16 protein-coding genes and 1 pseudogene are annotated in these 17,733 nt (G+C 69.9%); 8 read left to right on the plus strand and 9 right to left on the minus strand.

Going from position 1 to position 17,733, the window contains the following annotated elements:
- Position 1: 1 nt before the first annotated feature.
- From I2W78_RS31730 to I2W78_RS31740, 3 genes and pseudogenes are all read right to left on the minus strand, one after another.
- Positions 2-1,453, minus strand: a complete 1,452-nt coding sequence (locus I2W78_RS31730) for a peptidoglycan D,D-transpeptidase FtsI family protein (protein ID WP_196463678.1) — start codon at positions 1,451-1,453, stop codon at positions 2-4.
- A gap of 53 nt (positions 1,454-1,506) precedes the next feature.
- Positions 1,507-1,725: pseudogene (locus I2W78_RS31735) on the minus strand (response regulator transcription factor); the annotation flags it as partial.
- Between the two features lie 178 nt (positions 1,726-1,903).
- Complete coding sequence (locus I2W78_RS31740) at positions 1,904-2,677, minus strand: IclR family transcriptional regulator (RefSeq protein ID WP_196463679.1); 774 nt, start codon at positions 2,675-2,677, stop codon at positions 1,904-1,906.
- 114 nt (positions 2,678-2,791) lie between these two features.
- Between I2W78_RS31740 and I2W78_RS31745 the strand changes: the two genes are divergently transcribed.
- The 3 genes from I2W78_RS31745 to I2W78_RS31755 all read left to right on the plus strand — a co-directional run bounded on the left by I2W78_RS31745 (position 2,792) and on the right by I2W78_RS31755 (position 6,400).
- On the plus strand, positions 2,792-4,321 hold the full coding sequence (locus I2W78_RS31745; protein WP_196463680.1) for an aldehyde dehydrogenase (NADP(+)): 1,530 nt from the start codon (positions 2,792-2,794) through the stop codon (positions 4,319-4,321).
- A 214-nt stretch (positions 4,322-4,535) separates the two neighbouring features.
- Positions 4,536-5,252 (plus strand): DsbA family oxidoreductase, encoded by a 717-nt coding sequence (locus tag I2W78_RS31750; RefSeq protein ID WP_196464798.1) that lies wholly within the window; start codon positions 4,536-4,538, stop codon positions 5,250-5,252.
- Positions 5,253-5,347: 95 nt separating this feature from the next.
- Positions 5,348-6,400 carry an aminotransferase class V-fold PLP-dependent enzyme gene (locus tag I2W78_RS31755; protein ID WP_196463681.1) on the plus strand — a complete coding sequence of 351 codons (1,053 nt, stop codon included), beginning with the start codon at positions 5,348-5,350 and terminating at the stop codon, positions 6,398-6,400.
- A gap of 62 nt (positions 6,401-6,462) precedes the next feature.
- Here the strand turns inward: I2W78_RS31755 and thpD are convergent, their stop codons facing one another.
- The 5 genes from thpD to I2W78_RS31780 form a co-directional block, all read right to left on the minus strand.
- Positions 6,463-7,353, minus strand: coding sequence for an ectoine hydroxylase (thpD, locus tag I2W78_RS31760; protein WP_196463682.1), 891 nt, complete (start codon positions 7,351-7,353; stop codon positions 6,463-6,465).
- Between the two features lie 6 nt (positions 7,354-7,359).
- Positions 7,360-7,764 carry an ectoine synthase gene (locus tag I2W78_RS31765; RefSeq protein WP_196463683.1) on the minus strand — a complete coding sequence of 135 codons (405 nt, stop codon included), beginning with the start codon at positions 7,762-7,764 and terminating at the stop codon, positions 7,360-7,362.
- 48 nt (positions 7,765-7,812) lie between these two features.
- Positions 7,813-9,096: a diaminobutyrate--2-oxoglutarate transaminase gene (ectB, locus tag I2W78_RS31770; protein WP_196463684.1), complete on the minus strand. Its 1,284-nt coding sequence runs from the start codon at positions 9,094-9,096 to the stop codon at positions 7,813-7,815.
- 108 nt (positions 9,097-9,204) lie between these two features.
- Positions 9,205-9,729, minus strand: coding sequence for a diaminobutyrate acetyltransferase (gene ectA / locus I2W78_RS31775; RefSeq protein ID WP_196463685.1), 525 nt, complete (start codon positions 9,727-9,729; stop codon positions 9,205-9,207).
- A 390-nt stretch (positions 9,730-10,119) separates the two neighbouring features.
- Positions 10,120-11,220 carry a pyridoxal-phosphate-dependent aminotransferase family protein gene (locus I2W78_RS31780; RefSeq protein WP_196464799.1) on the minus strand — a complete coding sequence of 367 codons (1,101 nt, stop codon included), beginning with the start codon at positions 11,218-11,220 and terminating at the stop codon, positions 10,120-10,122.
- Between the two features lie 175 nt (positions 11,221-11,395).
- Here I2W78_RS31780 and I2W78_RS31785 point away from each other — a divergent pair, with 175 nt between their 5' ends.
- The 4 genes from I2W78_RS31785 (at position 11,396) to I2W78_RS31800 (ending at position 15,029) form a co-directional block, all read left to right on the plus strand.
- Complete coding sequence (locus I2W78_RS31785) at positions 11,396-12,247, plus strand: basic amino acid ABC transporter substrate-binding protein (protein ID WP_196463686.1); 852 nt, start codon at positions 11,396-11,398, stop codon at positions 12,245-12,247.
- Entirely contained in the window at positions 12,244-13,080 is an 837-nt protein-coding gene (locus I2W78_RS31790) for an amino acid ABC transporter permease (protein ID WP_196463687.1), read from the plus strand. The genes I2W78_RS31785 and I2W78_RS31790 overlap by 4 nt, the downstream gene beginning before the upstream one ends.
- Positions 13,077-13,850 (plus strand): amino acid ABC transporter ATP-binding protein, encoded by a 774-nt coding sequence (locus I2W78_RS31795; RefSeq protein ID WP_196463688.1) that lies wholly within the window; start codon positions 13,077-13,079, stop codon positions 13,848-13,850. The genes I2W78_RS31790 and I2W78_RS31795 overlap by 4 nt, the downstream gene beginning before the upstream one ends.
- Positions 13,851-13,943: 93 nt before the next feature.
- Positions 13,944-15,029, plus strand: coding sequence for an amidohydrolase family protein (locus tag I2W78_RS31800; protein WP_196463689.1), 1,086 nt, complete (start codon positions 13,944-13,946; stop codon positions 15,027-15,029).
- Positions 15,030-15,035: 6 nt separating this feature from the next.
- On the opposite strand, the gene I2W78_RS31805 is transcribed toward I2W78_RS31800, so the two are convergent.
- Complete coding sequence (locus tag I2W78_RS31805; RefSeq protein WP_196463690.1) at positions 15,036-16,283, minus strand: serine hydrolase domain-containing protein; 1,248 nt, start codon at positions 16,281-16,283, stop codon at positions 15,036-15,038.
- A 289-nt stretch (positions 16,284-16,572) separates the two neighbouring features.
- Between I2W78_RS31805 and I2W78_RS31810 the strand changes: the two genes are divergently transcribed.
- Positions 16,573-17,505, plus strand: coding sequence for an SCO1860 family LAETG-anchored protein (locus I2W78_RS31810; RefSeq protein WP_196463691.1), 933 nt, complete (start codon positions 16,573-16,575; stop codon positions 17,503-17,505).
- The last annotated feature ends 228 nt before the right edge of the window (positions 17,506-17,733 follow it).

Here is a 17,733-nt window from a genome sequence, read left to right on the forward strand (position 1 = left end):
TTCAGTTGTTCAACGCCGCTTCCATGACCGCCTTGGCCACCGGCGCCGCCAGCCCGTTGCCGCTGACCTCCGACCGTGCCGCGTCCGACTGCTCCACCACCACCGCCACGGCGACCTCCTTGTCCGAGGAGTCCGACTTGGCGTACGAGGTGAACCAGGCGTACGGCGTCTTGCTGTTGTTCTCGCCGTGCTGGGCCGTGCCCGTCTTGCCGCCGACGGTGGCGCCGGAGATCTGCGCGTTCGACCCCGTGCCCTCCTCGACCACCGTCTGCATCGCCGACTGCAACTGCTCGGCGGTGGAGGAACTGACGATCTCCTGGGTGGAGGCGTTGTCGTCGTAGTCCTCCAGCACATCGCCGCTGTGGTCGGTGATCTGCGACACCATGTGCGGCTGGACCAGCTTGCCGCCGTTGGCTATGGCCGCGGACACCATGGCGATCTGGAGCGGGGTCGCGGTGACGTCGAACTGGCCGATCCCGGACAGGGCGGTCTGCGCCTCGTCCATGTCCTGCGGGTACACGCTCTCGTAGGCGCGCACCGGAACGTCCTGCTCGTCGTCGTTGAAGCCGAACTTCTCCGCCATCGCACGGACCTTGTCCTGGCCGAGGTCGACGGCCATCTTGCCGAAGACGTTGTTGCACGAGTACTGGAGCGCGACCCGGATCGAGGCGTTCTCGCAGGGCGCGTTCGGGTTCTCGTTGGTGAGGTCGTCGGAGGACAGCGGCAGGTCGTACGGGTCGGGGCTGTCCGTGCGCTCGTCCACCGACGAGTACAGCCCGTCCTCCAGCGCGGCCGCCGCGACCACCAGCTTGAAGGTGGAGCCGGGTGGCAGCGGCTGGCGCAGCGCCCGGTTCGTCATCGGCTTGTCCTCGTCCTTGGTGAGCTGCGTCCAGACCTCCGAGTTGCCCGCGGTGATCTCCGACGGGTTGTACGAGGGGGTGGAGACGACCGCCAGGATCTTCCCGGTCTTCGGGTCGATCGCGACGGCGGCGCCCTTCTTGTCGCCCAGCGCCTCGTACGCCGCCCGCTGGGCGTCCGGGTCGATCGTCGTGATCACGTCACCGGGGTCGGCGCGCTTGTTGGTGACCGTGTCCATCACGGTCTTCAGCCGGGTGTCGGTGCCGTCCAGCAGGTCCTGATAGATGCCCTCCAGCTGGGTGGCGCCGTACACCTGCGAGCTGTAGCCGGTCACCGCCGCGTACAGCGCGCCGTCCTTGTACGTCCGCTTGTACTTGAGGTCGCCGCTCGTGGTCCGGGCCGAGCCGGTCACCGACTCTCCGGCCACGATGATGTTGCCGAGCGGCTCGCTGTACAGCTCGATCGCGTTCCGCCGGTTGTCCTTGTCGTCCGCGAGTGCCTGGCCCTCGTAGAACTGCACCCAGGTGGCCCTGACCAGCAGGACCAGCACCAGGAGCAGCGCGAAGACCGACGCGCGCCTGATCGTCTTGTTCATCCCGCTCTACAGACGAGCGACACCGGGCGGAACGTTCCCTTCCGCCCGGTTTCTCATCCGCTCCTCAGAAACCCGGCCTCGTACGCCGCGATCACCGCCTGGGTACGGTCCCGGGCGCCGGTCTTGGCCAGGACCGCCGCCACATGCGACGTCACCGTCGCCGGGCCGACCTCGATCCGCCGGGCGATCTGCGCGTTGGCCAGCCCGTCCGCCATGTGCCGCAGCACCTCGTTCTCCCGCCCGGTGAGCCTGGCCACCCAGGCCGGAGGCGCCGTTGACGACGGCCATGGAGGTCCGGTGCTCCAACAGCGCACTGCCGTCCGGGATCCCGGCCCGGCTCCCGGCGATCCACGCGACCTTGAGGGCGATGTACGGAACGCAGGAGACGATCGCGGCGGCGCGCAGCGCCCGGCGGGGCCCGGAGAGGGCGGGCAGGGGAGGAGCCTCGGCTCACAGCCTCCGTGTGGCGAGCGTCAGCCGGTCGCGGGCGTCGAACAGGGCGTCCTTCACCATCTGCTCGTGCGCCGGGGTGAGCCGGGCCACCGGGATCGAGCAGCTGATGGCGTCACGGGCCGGGGTGCGGTAGGGGATCGGCACGCCGAAGCAGCGCAGGCCGAGGGTGTTCTCCTCGCGGTCGACGGCGTACCCCTGCTCCCGTACCTGGTGCAGCTCCTCGATGAGCTTCTCCCGGTCGGTGATGGTGTTCTCGGTCAGCGCGGGCAGGGTCTCCGGCAGCATCTTGCGCACCTGCTCGTCTGAGTAGGTGCTGAGCAGCGCCTTGCCCAGCGAGGTGGAGTGCGCGGGCAGGCGGCGGCCGACCCGGGTGAAGGGGCGCAGGTAGTGCTGGGACTGGCGGGTGGCGAGGTAGACGACGTTGGTGCCGTCCAGGCGGGCCAGGTGGATGGTCTCCGTGGTGTCGTCCGAGAGCCGGTCCAGCGTCGGCCGGGCCACCGCGACCACCTCGTCGCCGTCGATGTACGACGTGCCGACGAGCAGCGCCCGTACGCCGATGCCGTACCGCGTGCCGGTCGCGTCCGTCTCCACCCAGCCGAGCTCGACGAGGGTGCGCAGCAGCATGTAGAGGCTGGACTTGGGATATCCGACCGCTTCCTGGACCGCCGCGAGGGAGTGCATGCCGGGTCGTCCGGCGAAGTACTCGAGGAGTTCGACCGTCCGCACCGCCGACTTGACCTGCGCCCCGCCGCCCGTCTCGCCTGCCGACATCGCCCTTGACCCCTTCGTTCGACGGGAAATAGTCTCTCGATCGTTCATCATCAGAGACAGTGTTCAGTATATCGAACGCCCGTGAGGTGGGCGACATACTGGGAGGGACCCGCGGTGGCAGCAGCACCAGTCTGGAGTGTCGACCCCCGTACCGGGAAGCAGCGTGAACAGGTTGCGGTGGAGGCCACAGCCCAGGAGGTGGACACCGCCGTCCGCGCCGCGCACGACGCCCGGGCCGCCCTTGCCGACCGCACGGTCCGCGCCGCCTTCCTGCGCACCGCCGCGGACCAGTTGGAGGCGGCCCGGGACGGACTCGTCGAGACCGCCGACGCCGAGACCGCGCTGGGCCCGGTCCGGCTGACCGGCGAACTCGCGCGCACCTGCTACCAGTTGCGGGCCTTCGCCGGCATCGTCGACGAGGGCGCCTTCCTCGACGTGGTCATCAACCACCCCGACGAAACGGCCACCCCGCCCATCCCGGACCTGCGCCGCTACAAGGTGCCGCTGGGCGTCGTCGCCGTCTACTCGGCCTCCAACTTCCCCTTCGCCTTCTCCGTCGCCGGCGGCGACACCGCCAGCGCGCTGGCCGCCGGCTGCCCGGTCGTCGTCAAGGCCCACCCCGACCACCCGGGCCTGTCCGAGCTGGTCGCCAAGGTGCTGCGCCGGGCCGCGGGGGAACACGGCATCCCCGAGGGCGTGGTGGGCCTCGTGCACGGCTTCGACGCGGGCGTGGAGCTGATCGGGCATCCGCTGGTCACGGCGGCCGGGTTCACCGGTTCGGTACGAGGCGGGCGTGCCCTCTTCGACGCGGCGGCCGCCCGTCCGGTCCCGATCCCCTTCCACGGCGAGCTGGGCTCCCTGAACCCGGTGCTGGTCACCGAGGCGGCCGCGGCCGAGCGGGCGGAGCAGATCGGGGCGGGTCTCGCCGGGTCGATGACGCTGGGCGTCGGGCAGTTCTGTGTGAAGCCGGGGCTGGTGCTGGCGCCGTCCGGCGCGGCGGGCGACCGGCTGGTGAAGTCGCTGACGGACGCGGTCAGCGACACCGAGGCGGGCGTCCTGCTCGACCACCGGATGCGGGACAACTTCATCACCGGGGTCGCCGAGCGGGCCGCGCTCGACGGGGTGGAGTCGCCTGTGACGCCGGGTGCCGGTGGGGCGCACACGGTGAGCGCGGGCTTCCTGACGGTGCCGGCGCGGAAGCTCGCGCGGGACGGCGCGTACGACCTGCTGCTGGAGGAGTGCTTCGGGCCGGTCACTGTCGTGGCCCGCTATGAGGACGAAGGTGAGGTCACGGCCGTTCTCTCGCGGCTGCCGGGGAACCTGACGGCGACGGTGCATCTGTCGGCGGAGGAGGCCGCCGGGGAGGGGCGGGGGGCCGAGCTGCTGGCCGAGTTGACGCCGTTGGCCGGGCGCGTGCTGGTGAACGGGTGGCCGACGGGGGTTGCCGTGGCTCCGGCCCAGCATCATGGCGGGCCTTACCCGGCTACGACGTCCACGTCGACTTCGGTGGGCGGTACGGCCATTGAGCGGTGGTTGCGGCCGGTGGTGTACCAGGGGGCGCCGGAGGCGTTGTTGCCGGCGGAGCTTCGGGATGAGAATCCCCTGGGGTTGCCTCGGAGGTTCAACGGGCGGCTGGAGCGGTAGCGCTCTGCGGGCAGCGCCGTAGGGGTGCGGTGATCTGTGGGCTGTGGGCTGTGGGCTGCGGGTTGTCTGTGGCTTGTCGCGCCCACGCGGCGGAGCCGCATATCGATACAGCCCGCGCCCCTTCAGCGGCGGGAATGAACCCGGATCCTTTGAATGTTCACGTACCTGGTGGAGAGGGCCTCCGCCGTCGTACGACCTGGAGTGAGCCGTGACCCTGCGTGTCGAGATCTGGAGCGACATCGCCTGCCCCTGGTGCTACGTGGGCAAGGCCCGCTTCGAGAAGGCACTCGCGGCCTTCCCGCAGCGTGACCAGGTCGAGGTGGTGCACCGGTCCTTCGAGCTGGACCCCGGTCGGGCCAAGGACGACGTGCAGCCCGTGCTGACGATGCTCACGAAGAAGTACGCCATGAGCGAGGCACAGGCGCAGGCCGGTGAGGACAACCTGGGCGCGCAGGCCGCCGCCGAGGGGCTTGACTACCGGACGCGGGACCGCGACCACGGCAGCACCTTCGACATGCACCGGCTGCTCCACCTCGCCAAGGAGCACGGTCGGCAGGACGAGCTGATCCAGCGGCTGTACCGGGCGAACTTCGCCGAGGAGCGGTCCGTCTTCAACGACGACGAGCGGCTCGTGGAGATCGCCGTCGGCGCCGGGCTCGACGAGGCCGAGGTGCGCAAGGTGCTCGCCGATCCGCAAGTCTACGCCGACGAGGTGCGCGCCGACGAGCGCGAGGCCGCGCAGCTCGGGGCCACCGGGGTGCCGTTCTTCGTGCTCGACCGCAAGTACGGCGTGTCGGGGGCCCAGCCCGCCGAGGTGTTCGAGCGGGCGCTGACGCAGGCCTGGGGTGAGCGGTCGCCGCTGGCGCTGGTCGAGGCGGGTGGCGCGGACGCGTGCGGGCCCGACGGGTGCGCGGTGCCGCCGCGCCAGTGAAGCCCCAGGTCAGGCGAGGTTCATAAGGGACCCTTAGGGAATCCACGTAGAAATACGCAATGGACTTGGGGGATGCCGGGCCGCAGAGTGGAGCCATGGAGACCTTCGAGAGCCTGGTCCGTTCCGAGTTCGCCCCGAAGAACACCTACCTGAACACCGCGAGCAACGGGCTGCTGCCGGCCCGCACCGTCACCGCGCTGCACGAAGCGGCGCGGCTGCGGGTCGACGGCGGACCCCTGGACCCACTGTTCGACGACGTGGAGACCGCCCGGGCCACCTTCGCCCGGCTGGCCGGCGTCCCCGTCGGCCGGGTCGCGGCGGGGGCCTCGGTCGCCGCGCACACCGGCGTGATCGCCGCCTCGCTGCCCGCGGGCGCCGAAGTCCTCACCGCCGAGGACGACTTCACCTCCGTACTCAACCCGTTCCACGTGCGCGGCGACCTCAAGGTGCGGGCCGTGCCGCTGGAGCGGATCGCCGAGGCCGTCCGCCCCGGCACCGCGCTGGTCGCGGTCAGCGCCGCGCAGTCCGCCGACGGACGCATCGCCGACCTGCCCGCGCTGCGCGAGGCGGCCCGGGAACACGGGGCCCGTACGTACATCGACTTCTCCCAGGCCGCCGGCTGGCTGCCGATGGACGCGAGCGCGTACGACTTCACCGCCGTCACCTGCTACAAGTGGCTGCTCGGCCCGCACGGGGCGGCCTTCCTCGTCGTCCCGGAGGACTTCGGCGGGCTGTCGCCGGTGCTGGCCGGCTGGGTCGCCGGCGAGGTCCCGATGGACAGCTGCTACGGGCCGGTGACCGAACTCGCCCACTCCGCCCGGCGCTTCGACCTCACCCCGGCCCTGTTCACCTACGCCGGGCTGCGCCACTCCCTCGAACTGCTCGAGGAACTCGGCGTGGACGCCGTACAAGCCCACGACCTCGCACTCGCCGACCGCTTCCGCGCGGGGCTCGGCGAGCTGGGCCACGAGCCCGTCCCCGCGCCCGGCTCCGCGATCGTCTCCGTGCCGGGCCTCGGGCACCGGGTGCCCGAGCTGGCCCGCGCGGACGTGCAGGTCTCCAACCGGGCGGGCAACCTGCGGGCGTCCTTCCACCTGTACAACACGCCCGCCGACGTGGACCGGATCCTGGACGTGCTGTCCGGCTGACGCGCCGCACGACCAATGCCCGGGCCCCTTGTCGAAAGGGGCCCGGGCTCAGGGTCGGCGGTCTACTTCACCGGCGTGAAGTCCCGCGCCCCGATGAACTCCGGACGCCGGATGGGCGCCGCGAACGGCTCCACCGCGGCGTTCTCCACGCTGTTGAACACGATGAAGACGTTGCTGCGCGGGAACGGCGTGATGTTGTCGCCCGACCCGTGCATGCAGTTGCAGTCGAACCAGGTCGCCGAACCGGCCTTGCCGGTGAACAGCTTGATGCCGTACTGCGAGGCCATCGCGGTCAGCGCCTCGTCCGACGGCGTGCCCGCGTCCTGCATCTGCAGCGACTGCTTGTAGTTGTCCTTCGGCGTGGCCCCCGCGCACCCGAGGAACGTCCGGTGCGACCCCGGCATGATCATGAGCCCGCCGTTGGTGTCGTAGTTCTCGGTCAGCGCGATCGAGACGGACACCGTGCGCATGTTCGGCAGCCCGTCCTCGGCGTGCCAGGTCTCGAAGTCCGAGTGCCAGTAGAAGCCGCTCGCCCCGAAGCCGGGCTTGACGTTGATCCGCGACTGGTGGACGTACACGTCCGAGCCGAGGATCTGCCGCGCCCGTCCGACGACCCGCTCGTCACGCACCAGCGCGGCGAACACCTCGCTGATCCTGTGCACTTCGAAGACGGACCGGATCTCCTTGGACTTCGGCTCGACGATCGACCGCTCGTCGGTCCGGATCGCCGGGTCGGTCACCAGCCGGTTCAGCTCCTGCCGGTAGACGGCGACCTCGTCCTCGGTGATGAGTTCGTCGATGGCGAGGAAGCCGTCACGCTCGTACGCCTGCAGATCGGCGACGTCGATCGGCCCCGGAGTGCCGGGCGCGCCCCAGACGACCGGGTCCTGGCGGGGTGTGGAGACCTCGGTGGTGCCTCGGCTGGGGTACAGATCGGTGACGGTGGTGGTCATCGTCGGTCACACCTCCTCGGGTTCGGTGAGCAGGGGGTAGACGCCGTTCTCGTCGTGGTCCTCCCGTCCGGTCACGGGCGGGTTGAACACGCAGATGCAGCGGAAGTCCTCCTTGACGCGCAGCGTGTGCCGCTCGTGGCCGTCGAGGAGGTACATGGTCCCGGGCATGATGGTGTACGTCCGGGACGTCTCGTGGTCGGTCAGCTCGGCCTCGCCCGCCACGCACACCACCGCCTCGATGTGGTTGGCGTACCACATCGACGTCTCGGTGCCGGCGTACAGGACCGTCTCGTGCAGGGAGAAGCCGACCTTCTCCTTGGCGAGGACGATGCGCTTGCTCTCCCAGGTGCCGGACGCGGCCTTCACATGCCGGTCGGTGCCTTCGAGCTCCTTGAAGGAACGGACGATCACGGTGGTGCGATGCCTCCTAGTAACGGGTGGTTTCTACTTGTGCGGTGGTCAGACGGTGGCCGGGGAGGTCTCCCGTACCGCGCGGGCGAGGACGCGCAGGCCCTCGTCGAGCTCCTCCGGCGTGATGGTCAGCGCGGGCAGCAGCTTGACGACCTCGCTCTCGGGGCCGGACGTCTCGATGAGCAGCCCCAGTTCGAAGGCGCGCCGGGCGACCCGGTCGGCCCGCTCCTTGTCGTGGAACTCCAGGCCCCACACCAGGCCGCGGCCCCGGTACTCCTTGACGTCGGCGAGGTTCTCCTCGGTGATGGCGATCAGCGCCTGCTCGACCTGCTCGCCGCGCGCACGGGTCTGCTTCTCCATCGCCGAGCCGTCGGTCCAGTACGTTTCCAGGGCGGCGGTGGCGGTGACGAAGGCGGGGTTGTTGCCGCGGAAGGTGCCGTTGTGCTCGCCCGGCTCCCAGACGTCCAGTTCGGGCTTGAACAGGCAGAGCGACATGGGCAGTCCGTAGCCGCTGATGGACTTGGAGACGGTGACGATGTCGGGGGTGATGCCTGCTTCCTCGAAGGAGAAGAAGGCGCCGGTGCGGCCGCAGCCCATCTGGATGTCGTCGACGATGAGCAGCATGTCCTGGCGCTCGCACAGTTCGGCGAGCGCGCGCAGCCATTCGGGTCGGGCGACGTTGATGCCGCCCTCGCCCTGGACGGTTTCGACGATCACGGCGGCGGGCTTGTTGAGGCCGGAGCCCTGGTCCTCCAGGAGTCGCTCGAACCACAGGAAGTCGGGGACCTTGCCGTCGAGGTAGTGGTCGAAGGGCATGGGCGTGCCGTGGACGAGGGGGATGCCGGCGCCGGCGCGTTTGAAGGCGTTGCCGGTCACGGCGAGGGAGCCCAGGGACATACCGTGGAAGGCGTTGGTGAACGACACGATGGCCTCGCGGCCCTTCACCTTCCGCGCCAGCTTCAGCGCGGACTCCACGGCGTTGGTGCCGGTCGGCCCCGGGAACATGACCTTGTACGGCAGGTCGCGCGGCCGCAGCACCAGGTCCTGGAAGGTCTGCAGGAAGGCGCGCTTGGCGGTGGTCGACATGTCGAGACCGTGGGTGACGCCGTCCCGCTCCAGATAGTCGAGCAGGGCCCGTTTCAGGACGGGGTTGTTGTGTCCGTAGTTGAGGGAGCCGGCGCCGGCGAAGAAGTCGAGGTACTCGTGGCCGTCCTCGTCGTGCATACGGCTGCCGCGCGCACGGTCGAAGACGGTGGGCCAGCCGCGGCAGTAGCTGCGCACCTCGGACTCCAGGGTTTCGAAGACGCTGAGGTCGGGCTGGGTGATGGTCACGGGGATTCGCTCCTCTGTGCGACTGATCGATGTGGGGGGTCGTGACGAGAGCAATCGGGGGCGTGTGGGGCCTGTGGCCTGCTGGAGGCCGCCACTGGCGGGTACGGGTCAGCCCGACGTCTGCGGCAGGCGGGTCAGCGGACCGATGCGGTAGAGGACTTCGGGGTCGTGCGGCCCGTCCGGGAACAGTTCCGTGCCGAACACCACCTCGCGCTCGACGCGGGCGCCGTGGCGCGCGGCGTACGAGGTGAACAGCCGCTCGGAGGCGGTGTTGCCCGGCGTGATCGTGGTCTCGACGGAGGTCAGCCGGTGCTCGGCGGCGATCCGGGCGGTCAGTCCGTCGAGCATGCGTGCCGCTAGCCCGCGTCCGCGGTGCGCGGAGTCGACGGCCACCTGCCAGACGAGCAGGGTCTCCGGGCGGCCCGGCCGCAGGTACCCGGTGACGAACCCGACGGCCTCGCCGTCGGCCGTCCGTGCCACGGCCGACGTACCGGCGAAGTCGCGGCACCACAGCAGATAGCTGTACGCGGAGTTCAGGTCGAGGGTTCCGGATTCCTTGGCCAGACGCCAGAAAGCGGCCCCGTCGGCCACCGCCGGGCGATCGATGTGCAGGTCTGCTTGTGCGGCAGTCATGCGAATTGAATTTACCCACCGCGAATTGAAAATGCATGGCCGTGGGGTCTTACGTATCGCCGCTTCCTGTGTTATCGCGCGGGCGCGAGTGGTCGCGCGAAGGGGTAGTGAAATGCCCGTATTTGCCCGGCAGATACCAGACATAACGGTCGCGATGTGGAACGCGTCACAGCTGTGTAACCCTCACGAGATCTGCCCGAATTGGACCGGTCAGCGTTCGCGAAATCTTTGCGTTTAGGGTGGAGGAAAGCGGGCAGAAGAATACGGGAAGCTGCGCTGGATTGAATTACGGAATGATGGCTGGAGAAGGCTCTCTAATTGTCGCGAATTCAGGCTCCGGTCGCACCGGCTCCGGTCGCACCGTACGAGGGCCGTTCTCCAGCGGACCCTCTACCGCCAGGCTCCCTTTGCCGCCCGGCGGCACGCCTCCAGATTCGTGGGCAGGCCCTTCTCCGACAGGGCCGCCCCCAGTGCCGCCAGGCTTGCCTGGACCGTGCCCGGGGTCGCGTCCGGGCCGTAGTGGTTGACGCGGATCATCTCCTTGGCCAGGGCGCCGCCGCCCGCCGCCAGGGGGAGGGTGGGGTCGGAGGCCAGGGCTCGCGCGACCAGCTCCGAGGCCACGACGCCGGACGGCGCCCGCAGGGTCGTCGCCACCGGAGCCGCCTCCGCCGCCTCGTGGACGTACGGCTCCAGGCCGCCGCCCAGCGCGAGCGCGCCCGCGCGGGTCGCCGCCGCGGCGGACGCGTGCCGGGACATCACCGTCCGAAGCCCCTCCGCCTCGATGCGCTCGACGCACGCCTGAAGCGCCAGCATCTCCAGCTGGGCGGGCGCGTGCAGCAGGGCCTTGCGGCCCGCGTCGACCCAGCGCTCCTTCCAGTCCAGCAGGGAGAGGTAGGAGCGGCGCGGCGCGTGCGGGTTCGCCGCCATCCGGGCCCACGCCCGCTCGCTCACCGACACCGCCGACACCCCGGCGGGCCCGCCCATCGCCTTCTGCGCCCCGATCACGCACAGGTCCACACCCCACGCGTCCGGCAGCACCGGCTCGGCGCCCACGGACGCGACGGCGTCCAGGTAGAAGAGGGCACCCTGCTCCCGTACCACCGCACCGATCTCCGCGACCGGATTGGTGTTGCCGGTCGCCGCCTCCGCGTGCACCAGCGACACGAAGTCGATCTCCGGGTGCTCGGCGAAGGCCTCCCGGATCTGCGCCGCCGTGACCGCCGTGTGGTACGGCACCGCCAGGTCGTACACCGTCGCCCCGCAGTCCCGCAGCCAGTCGCCGAAGGTCTGCCCGTACGGGCCCGTGATCACGTTCAGCGCCACCGTCCCCGGACCCGCGGTGGCCCGGATCGCGCCCTCCAGCGGCAGCAGCGCCTCGCCCTGCATGATCACGACGTCCTGCCGGGTGTCCAGCAGCCGGGCCACCCGGTCCTCGATGGAGGCGAAGTGCGCGGCGCTCAGCGGGGCGAGATCCAGGAAGGGATGGGTCACGGCGGTGCTCTCTTCGGTCACGGAATCGACGCGGTCGAGCCTAACCGCCGGACCACAACCCCCCGCCACCGACGACTTCTTAGGCCGCACAGCCTCTCGGCCATCGGTTTGTTTTGAGCAACCCAAAGCTTTCCTTATAATCAGAACTTCAAAGTTCCCTCATAGGAGGTTCCCCGTGAACACGGTCCTCGGGCGCCGGGCCCGCATGCTGGCCGCCATCACCGCGACGGCCGGGCTGGCGCTGGTCGCCGGCTGCGCCTCGGACGGTGACGGCGGTGGTGGTACGAAGACCGCCGCCGGCGGGGTCGAACTCGTCAAGGCCGGTCAGCTCACCACCTGCACCCACCTGCCGTACCCGCCGTTCCAGTCGGAGATCGACGGCAAGGTGCAGGGCTTCGACGTCTCCCTCGTCGACCTGGTCGCCGAGGACCTCGGGGTGCGGCAGCAGATCGTCGACCAGCCGTTCGAGAACTTCAAGACCGGCGGCTCCCTCAACGCCGGCCAGTGCGACCTGGCCGCCGCCGGCATGACCATCACCGAGGAGCGCAAGAAGAACGTCGACTTCTCCGACCCGTACTTCGAGGCCACCCAGGCCGTGCTGGTCGACAAGAAGAGCGGCATCACGTCCTTCGCGGACCTCAAGGGCAAGAAGGTCGGCGCCCAGGCGCAGACCACCGGTGAGGACTACGCCAAGAGCCAGGGCCTGGACCCGGTCTCCTTCGAGTCCTCCGACGCCGTCATCAACGGCCTGCGCACCGGCCAGGTCGAGGCCGTCGTCATCGACTACCCGGTCGTCCAGGGCTGGCTCAAGGACAAGGCCAACGCCGACGCCTTCCAGGTCGCCGAGCAGGTCAACACCGGTGAGCAGTACGGCTTCACCGTGAAGAAGGGCAACACCAAGCTGCTCGCCGCCGTCAACAAGGCGATCGCCGACGCCAAGGCCGACGGCACGTACAAGAAGCTGTACGAGCAGTGGATCGGCCCGTACGAGGAGTCCGCCGCCTCGCCGTCGCCCACCGCCTCATGACCGACGCCACCAAAGCCGAGGTCCAGCCCCGCAAGAAGGGGCTGACACGGAGCCGGAAGCGCACCCTGTCCCGGGGTGCGCAGTACGTCGTCTTCGTCGGCGCCCTGATCGCCCTCGCGGTCGGCGCCGACTGGGACCGGCTGGCCAACCAGTTCGCCCAGGGCGCCATCGCCGAGCAGATGTTCCCCGACGTCATCACCCTGGCGCTGAAGAACACCGTGCTCTACACGGTGTCCGGCTTCGCCGTCGGCCTGGTGCTCGGCATGGTCCTGGCGCTGATGCGGCTGTCGTCCGTCGGCCCCTACCGCTGGGTCGCCGGCGTCTACATCGAGATCTTCCGTGGCCTGCCCGCCCTGCTGATCTTCATCTTCATCGGCGTGGCCGTCCCGCTCGCCTTCCCCGGCACCGAGATCCCCGGCGGCACCTACGGCAAGGTCGCCCTCGCGCTCGGCCTGGTGGCGGCGGCGTACATGGCGGAGACGTTCCGCGCGGGCATCCAGGCGGTGCCCAAGGGGCAGATGGAGGCGGCCCGTTCGCTGGGCTTCTCCCCGGCCCGCGCGATGATCTCGATCATCCTCCCGCAGGCCTTCCGGATCATCCTTCCGCCGCTCACCAACGAACTCGTCCTTCTCTTCAAGGACTCCTCGCTGGTGCTCTTCCTCGGTGTCACGCTGGGGGAGCGGGAGCTGTCCAAGTTCGGCCGCGACCTGGCCAGCCAGACCGCCAACTCCACGCCGATCCTGGTCGCCGGCCTGTGCTACCTGCTGGTCACGATCCCGCTCGGTTTCGTCGTACGCCGTATGGAGTCGAAGGCCCAGGAGGCCGTCAAATGAGCCGACCCGAGATCGAGATCCGCGACCTGCACAAGTCCTTCGGCGACAACCACGTCCTGCGCGGCATCGACCTGGAGATCGCCCAGGGCGAGGTCGTCTGCGTCATCGGCCCCTCCGGCTCCGGCAAGTCGACGCTGCTGCGCTGCGTGAACCTGCTGGAGGAGCCGACCAAGGGCCAGGTCCTCGTCGGCGGCACCGAGGTCACCGACCCCGACGTCGACATCGACGCCGTACGCCGCCGGATCGGCATGGTCTTCCAGCAGTTCAACCTCTTCCCCCACCTCACGGTGACCGAGAACCTCACGCTGCCCCAGCGCCGGGTCCTCGGGCGGGACAAGGCGCAGGCCGCGAAGGTGGCCGCGGAGAACCTGGAACGCGTGGGCCTCACCGAGAAGGCGAGCGCCTACCCGTCGTCCCTCTCCGGCGGCCAGCAGCAGCGCGTCGCCATCGCCCGCGCCCTGGCGATGGGCCCGGAGGTCATGCTCTTCGACGAGCCGACGTCGGCCCTGGACCCGGAACTGGTCGGGGACGTCCTCGCCGTCATGCGCATGCTCGCCCAGGAGGGCATGACGATGATGGTCGTCACGCATGAGATGACCTTCGCCCGCGAGGTGGCGGACAGGGTGGTCTTCATGGACGGGGGAGTGATCGTCGAGGACGGCACCCCGGAGCAGGTGATCACCAACCCGCAGCACGAGCGAACCCGTCATTTCTTGTCGAGGCTCCTCGACCCGGCCATGGCAAACGTAGAGGAGAACAACGCCGGTTAAGGGGTGCGGGCTGTGACATTGTGCGGCTCCGCCGCGTGGGCGCGACCAGCCCCCGCAACCCGCACCCGAAATTTGACCGTTACTCTGCGATACATGAGCGCCGTGCTGCACGTAAGGGGCCGCATCCTCGTCGGCCCCGAAGAAGTCCGCGACGAACTGTGGGTCGTAGACGGACGCATCTCCTACGACCGCCCCGTGGGCGCCCACGACGTGCAAACGGTGGACGGCTGGGCCCTCCCCGGCCTGGTGGACGCCCATTGCCACGTCGGCCTGGACCAGCACGGCGCGGTCCCCCAGGACGTCGCCGAGAAGCAGGCCCTCACCGACCGCGACGCCGGCACCCTCCTCATCCGCGATGCCGGCTCCCCCTCGGACACCCGCTGGATCGACGACCGCGACGACCTGCCGAAGATCATCCGGGCCGGCCGCCACATCGCCCGCACCCGCCGCTACATCCGCAACTACGCCTACGAGATCGAGCCGGAGGACCTGGTTGCCTACGTCGCCCAGGAGGCCCGCCGCGGCGACGGCTGGGTCAAGCTGGTCGGCGACTGGATCGACCGCGACCTCGGCGATCTGTCGGCCTGCTGGCCCAGGGAGGCGGTCGAGGCCGCCATCGCCGAGGCCCACCGCCTGGGCGCCCGCGTGACCGCCCACTGCTTCGCCGAGGACTCCCTGAAGGACCTGGTCGAGGCGGGCATCGACTGCATCGAGCACGCGACCGGCCTCACGGACGACCTGATCCCCCTCTTCGCCGCCCGTGGCGTCGCGATCGTCCCCACCCTGGTCAACATCGCCACGTTCCCCAAGCTGGCCGACGGCGGCGAGTCCAGGTTCCCCCGCTGGTCGGACCACATGCGGCGACTGCACGAGCGCCGCTACGACACCGTTCGCAACGCCTACGACGCCGGGATCCCGGTCTACGTCGGCACGGACGCCGGTGGCTCCCTGGCGCACGGTCTGGCGGCGGCGGAGGTGGAGGAACTGGTCACCGCCGGGATCCCACCGCTTCAGGCCCTGTCGGCGACGACCTGGGCGGCCCGCGAGTGGCTCGGCCGCCCCGGCCTCGACGAGGGGGCCCCGGCCGACGTCGTGGTGTACGGGACGGACCCCCGGGCCGACGTACGGGCACTGGCGGCACCGCGCAGGGTCGTGCTGAACGGTCGAGTCGTCGGCTAGCACCGCTCAGCGTGCCGCGGGCTGCGCCGGCAGATTGAAGACGTGCTGTGGGCTCACGATCTTCGTGATCGCGTCGCCGAACAGCGTGCTGGGTTCCGTGTCGCCCTGGCCGATGTCCGTGTTGAGCACCACGACGAGGGTGGCGCGGGCCGACGGCAGGTAGACGGTCAGGGACTCGTAGCCGGGCAGCGAGCCGTTGTGCCCGATCCAGCCCTGGACGTTGAAGATGCCGAGGCCGTACCCGGCGCCCGGGATCGTGGTGGAGCGCGTGTCGAGCCGCTGCCTCTGGGTGACGGGGCTGATCAGGATGTCGCCGTCGGGCAGGACGCCGGTGGCGACGGTGGGCGCCCAGGTGCGCAGGTCCTCGAGCGTGGAGATCATCGCGCCGGCCGCCCAGCCCCAGGAGGGGTTCCAGGCGGTGGAGTCGGCGACCTTCCCGTCCGCGGTCTGGTTCGTGTACCCCTGGGCGTGCGGGGCGGGGAACGCCGCGTCGGTCGGGAAGATCGTGCGGTCCATACCGGCCGGTTCCAGGATGTTCTCCCGGATGTAGTCCTGCACCGGCTGACCGCCGACCTGCTCGACGACCAGACCGAGCAGGATCAGGTTGGTGTTGGAGTAGTAGAACTCCTCGCCGGGCTGGAACATCACCGGGTGCTTGAAGGCGTAGTCGAGCAGCTCCTGCGGGGTGAACGACCGCTCGGGATCGGACGTCAACGCCTTGAAGAAGTCCTGGTCCTCGGAGTAGTTGAAGAGGCCGCTGCGCATCCCGGCCAGCTGGCGCAGGGTGATCTCGTCGCCGTTGGGCACGCCGTCGACGTACTCGCCGATGGTGTCGTCGAGGCCGATCTTCCCCTCGTCGACCAGCTTCAGCAGCGCGGTCACGGTGAACGTCTTGGTCTCGCTGCCGATCCGCATGTACAGGCCCGGCGTCATCCGCCGGCCGGTCTCCTTGTCGGCGACGCCGAAGGACCGCACGTGGCTGCCCTTGTCGGGGGTCCATATCCCCACGGTCACGCCGGGCACGTTCGCCTCGCGCCTGACCTGCTCGACGGCCCTGTCGACCTGCCGTTTCACCTCGGGGGTGAGCCTGCGGAAGTCGTCCGAGGGCGACGGGGAGGGCGAGGGCTGTCCGGCGAGGGCGGGGACGGACTCGGATGTCCCCAGGGCGGTTCCGCCGCCCAGCGGTACCACGAGCGTCCCCACAGCCGCGGCGATCACGGCCCCCCTGCGCAGTCGTCCGCACGAGCGCGTCATGGGCTGACTCCCTGCACCACGAGGAGGGGCCCGCGACCTGGGCCGAAGGCCCTTTTCACCTCAGCATAGGAGCGCGCGTGCCGCGTCGCCTGTCGGACCGCGCGCCGTGCGCGCCGGGGCAGGCGCACGCCTGACCAGGACAGTGGGGAACGTCCGTGCCCAGAGAAATCGAACTCGTTCACAGAAACCCCACGATGGGGTGAAGTAACGCAGGATCGCAGTCCATTCACTCTGAGTGCGTAATCCTTGCGTGGTCCCAAGCGTCACTCTTCTGGGGGGTCCCACCACCTTGAACAGCAACAACTTCCGTATGCCCGCACGTCGTTCGATCGCCGTCGCGGCGGCCGCCGTCCTCGCCGCCGGTCCCGCGGTCCTGGCCGGCGCGGGCTCCGCGTACGCGACGGACGACCAGGGTCGCGCGAGCGCGCTCGTCCTGCGCACCGGACTGGACGTCTCTCTGCTCAACAAGACCGTCAACGTCCCGCTCGCGGTCACCCTCAACGAGGTGCAGGCACCCCAGAGTGCCGAGAAGACCGCGCTCACCGCACAGTTGGACGGCGTCGACGGTGGAGAGCCGTTCAGCGTGCTGCGCGCCGACGTGGCGCAGGCGAAGGCGACCGTGACCGACGAGAAGGCGGAGGGCAGCACGCGGCTGGCCAACGCCCGGCTGCACGTGCCCGGTCTGCCGCTGCTGTCGCTCATCGAGGTCGAGACCGTCACCTCGACCGCGACCTGCGCCGCGGGGAAGACGCCGGTCGCCGAGTCGAACGTGGCCGGCGCGGTCACGGTGCTCGGCAAGAAGGTGACGCTCACCGCCGGTGGCGCGACGAACGTGACGGTGCCCGGCGTGGGCGAGGTACGCCTGGACCTGTCGAAGCGGGAGACGACCTCCCGCACGGCAGCCGCCACCGCCCTCGAACTGACCGTCTCCGTCAATCCGTTGAAGCTGAACGTGGCCGAAGTGCAGGGCAGCGTGACCCTGGCGAAGGCCACCTGCGAGGCGCCCCCGGCGCCCAGCGAGCCGCAGGGCGAGCCCGCCGCCCCGAGCGCCGACACCGGCACCGACCCCGTCTCCGACGTCAAGCCCCAGGGCGCCCCCGCCGAGGCGGACCTCGCGGAAACCGGAGGCAACGCGATGACGCCGTACATCGCGGGCGGCGCCCTCGCGCTGCTCGTGGCCGGCGGGGGAGCGGTCGCCCTGGCCCGCCGTAACCGGAGCTGAATCAGCGTCAAAGGAAGCGTTCAAGGAAGCGTTCAAAGGAAGCATTCAAAGGAAGCGTTTTCATCCATCGGCCCATGTCGACGCCCGGCGTTGACATGGGCCGATGCCCTTTCTCTGTCAGATCCGTTGACGACCGGGTGAAAGCGCTTTAGCTTCCCTCACACCGCATCCGTGGCAGTGAGGGGGGAACCGTGGCCGTCGTCCGGCGAAAAGGTTTTCACGGCCGCA

This window comes from Streptomyces spinoverrucosus (assembly GCF_015712165.1).
Classification (GTDB): Bacteria; Actinomycetota; Actinomycetes; order Streptomycetales; family Streptomycetaceae; genus Streptomyces; species Streptomyces spinoverrucosus_A.

What these genes read in the sequence shown, in the direction of transcription:
- I2W78_RS31730 (WP_196463678.1), bottom strand. Translation starts at nt 1,453, where the DNA reads ATGAACAAGACGATCAGGCGCGCGTCGGTCTTCGCGCTGCTCCTGGTG.
- I2W78_RS31740 (WP_196463679.1), bottom strand. Translation starts at nt 2,677, where the DNA reads ATGTCGGCAGGCGAGACGGGCGGCGGGGCGCAGGTCAAGTCGGCGGTG.
- I2W78_RS31755 (WP_196463681.1), top strand. Translation starts at nt 5,348, where the DNA reads ATGGAGACCTTCGAGAGCCTGGTCCGTTCCGAGTTCGCCCCGAAGAAC.
- thpD (WP_196463682.1), bottom strand. Translation starts at nt 7,353, where the DNA reads ATGACCACCACCGTCACCGATCTGTACCCCAGCCGAGGCACCACCGAG.
- ectA (WP_196463685.1), bottom strand. Translation starts at nt 9,729, where the DNA reads ATGACTGCCGCACAAGCAGACCTGCACATCGATCGCCCGGCGGTGGCC.
- I2W78_RS31790 (WP_196463687.1), top strand. Translation starts at nt 12,244, where the DNA reads ATGACCGACGCCACCAAAGCCGAGGTCCAGCCCCGCAAGAAGGGGCTG.
- I2W78_RS31795 (WP_196463688.1), top strand. Translation starts at nt 13,077, where the DNA reads ATGAGCCGACCCGAGATCGAGATCCGCGACCTGCACAAGTCCTTCGGC.
- I2W78_RS31800 (WP_196463689.1), top strand. Translation starts at nt 13,944, where the DNA reads ATGAGCGCCGTGCTGCACGTAAGGGGCCGCATCCTCGTCGGCCCCGAA.
- I2W78_RS31805 (WP_196463690.1), bottom strand. Translation starts at nt 16,283, where the DNA reads ATGACGCGCTCGTGCGGACGACTGCGCAGGGGGGCCGTGATCGCCGCG.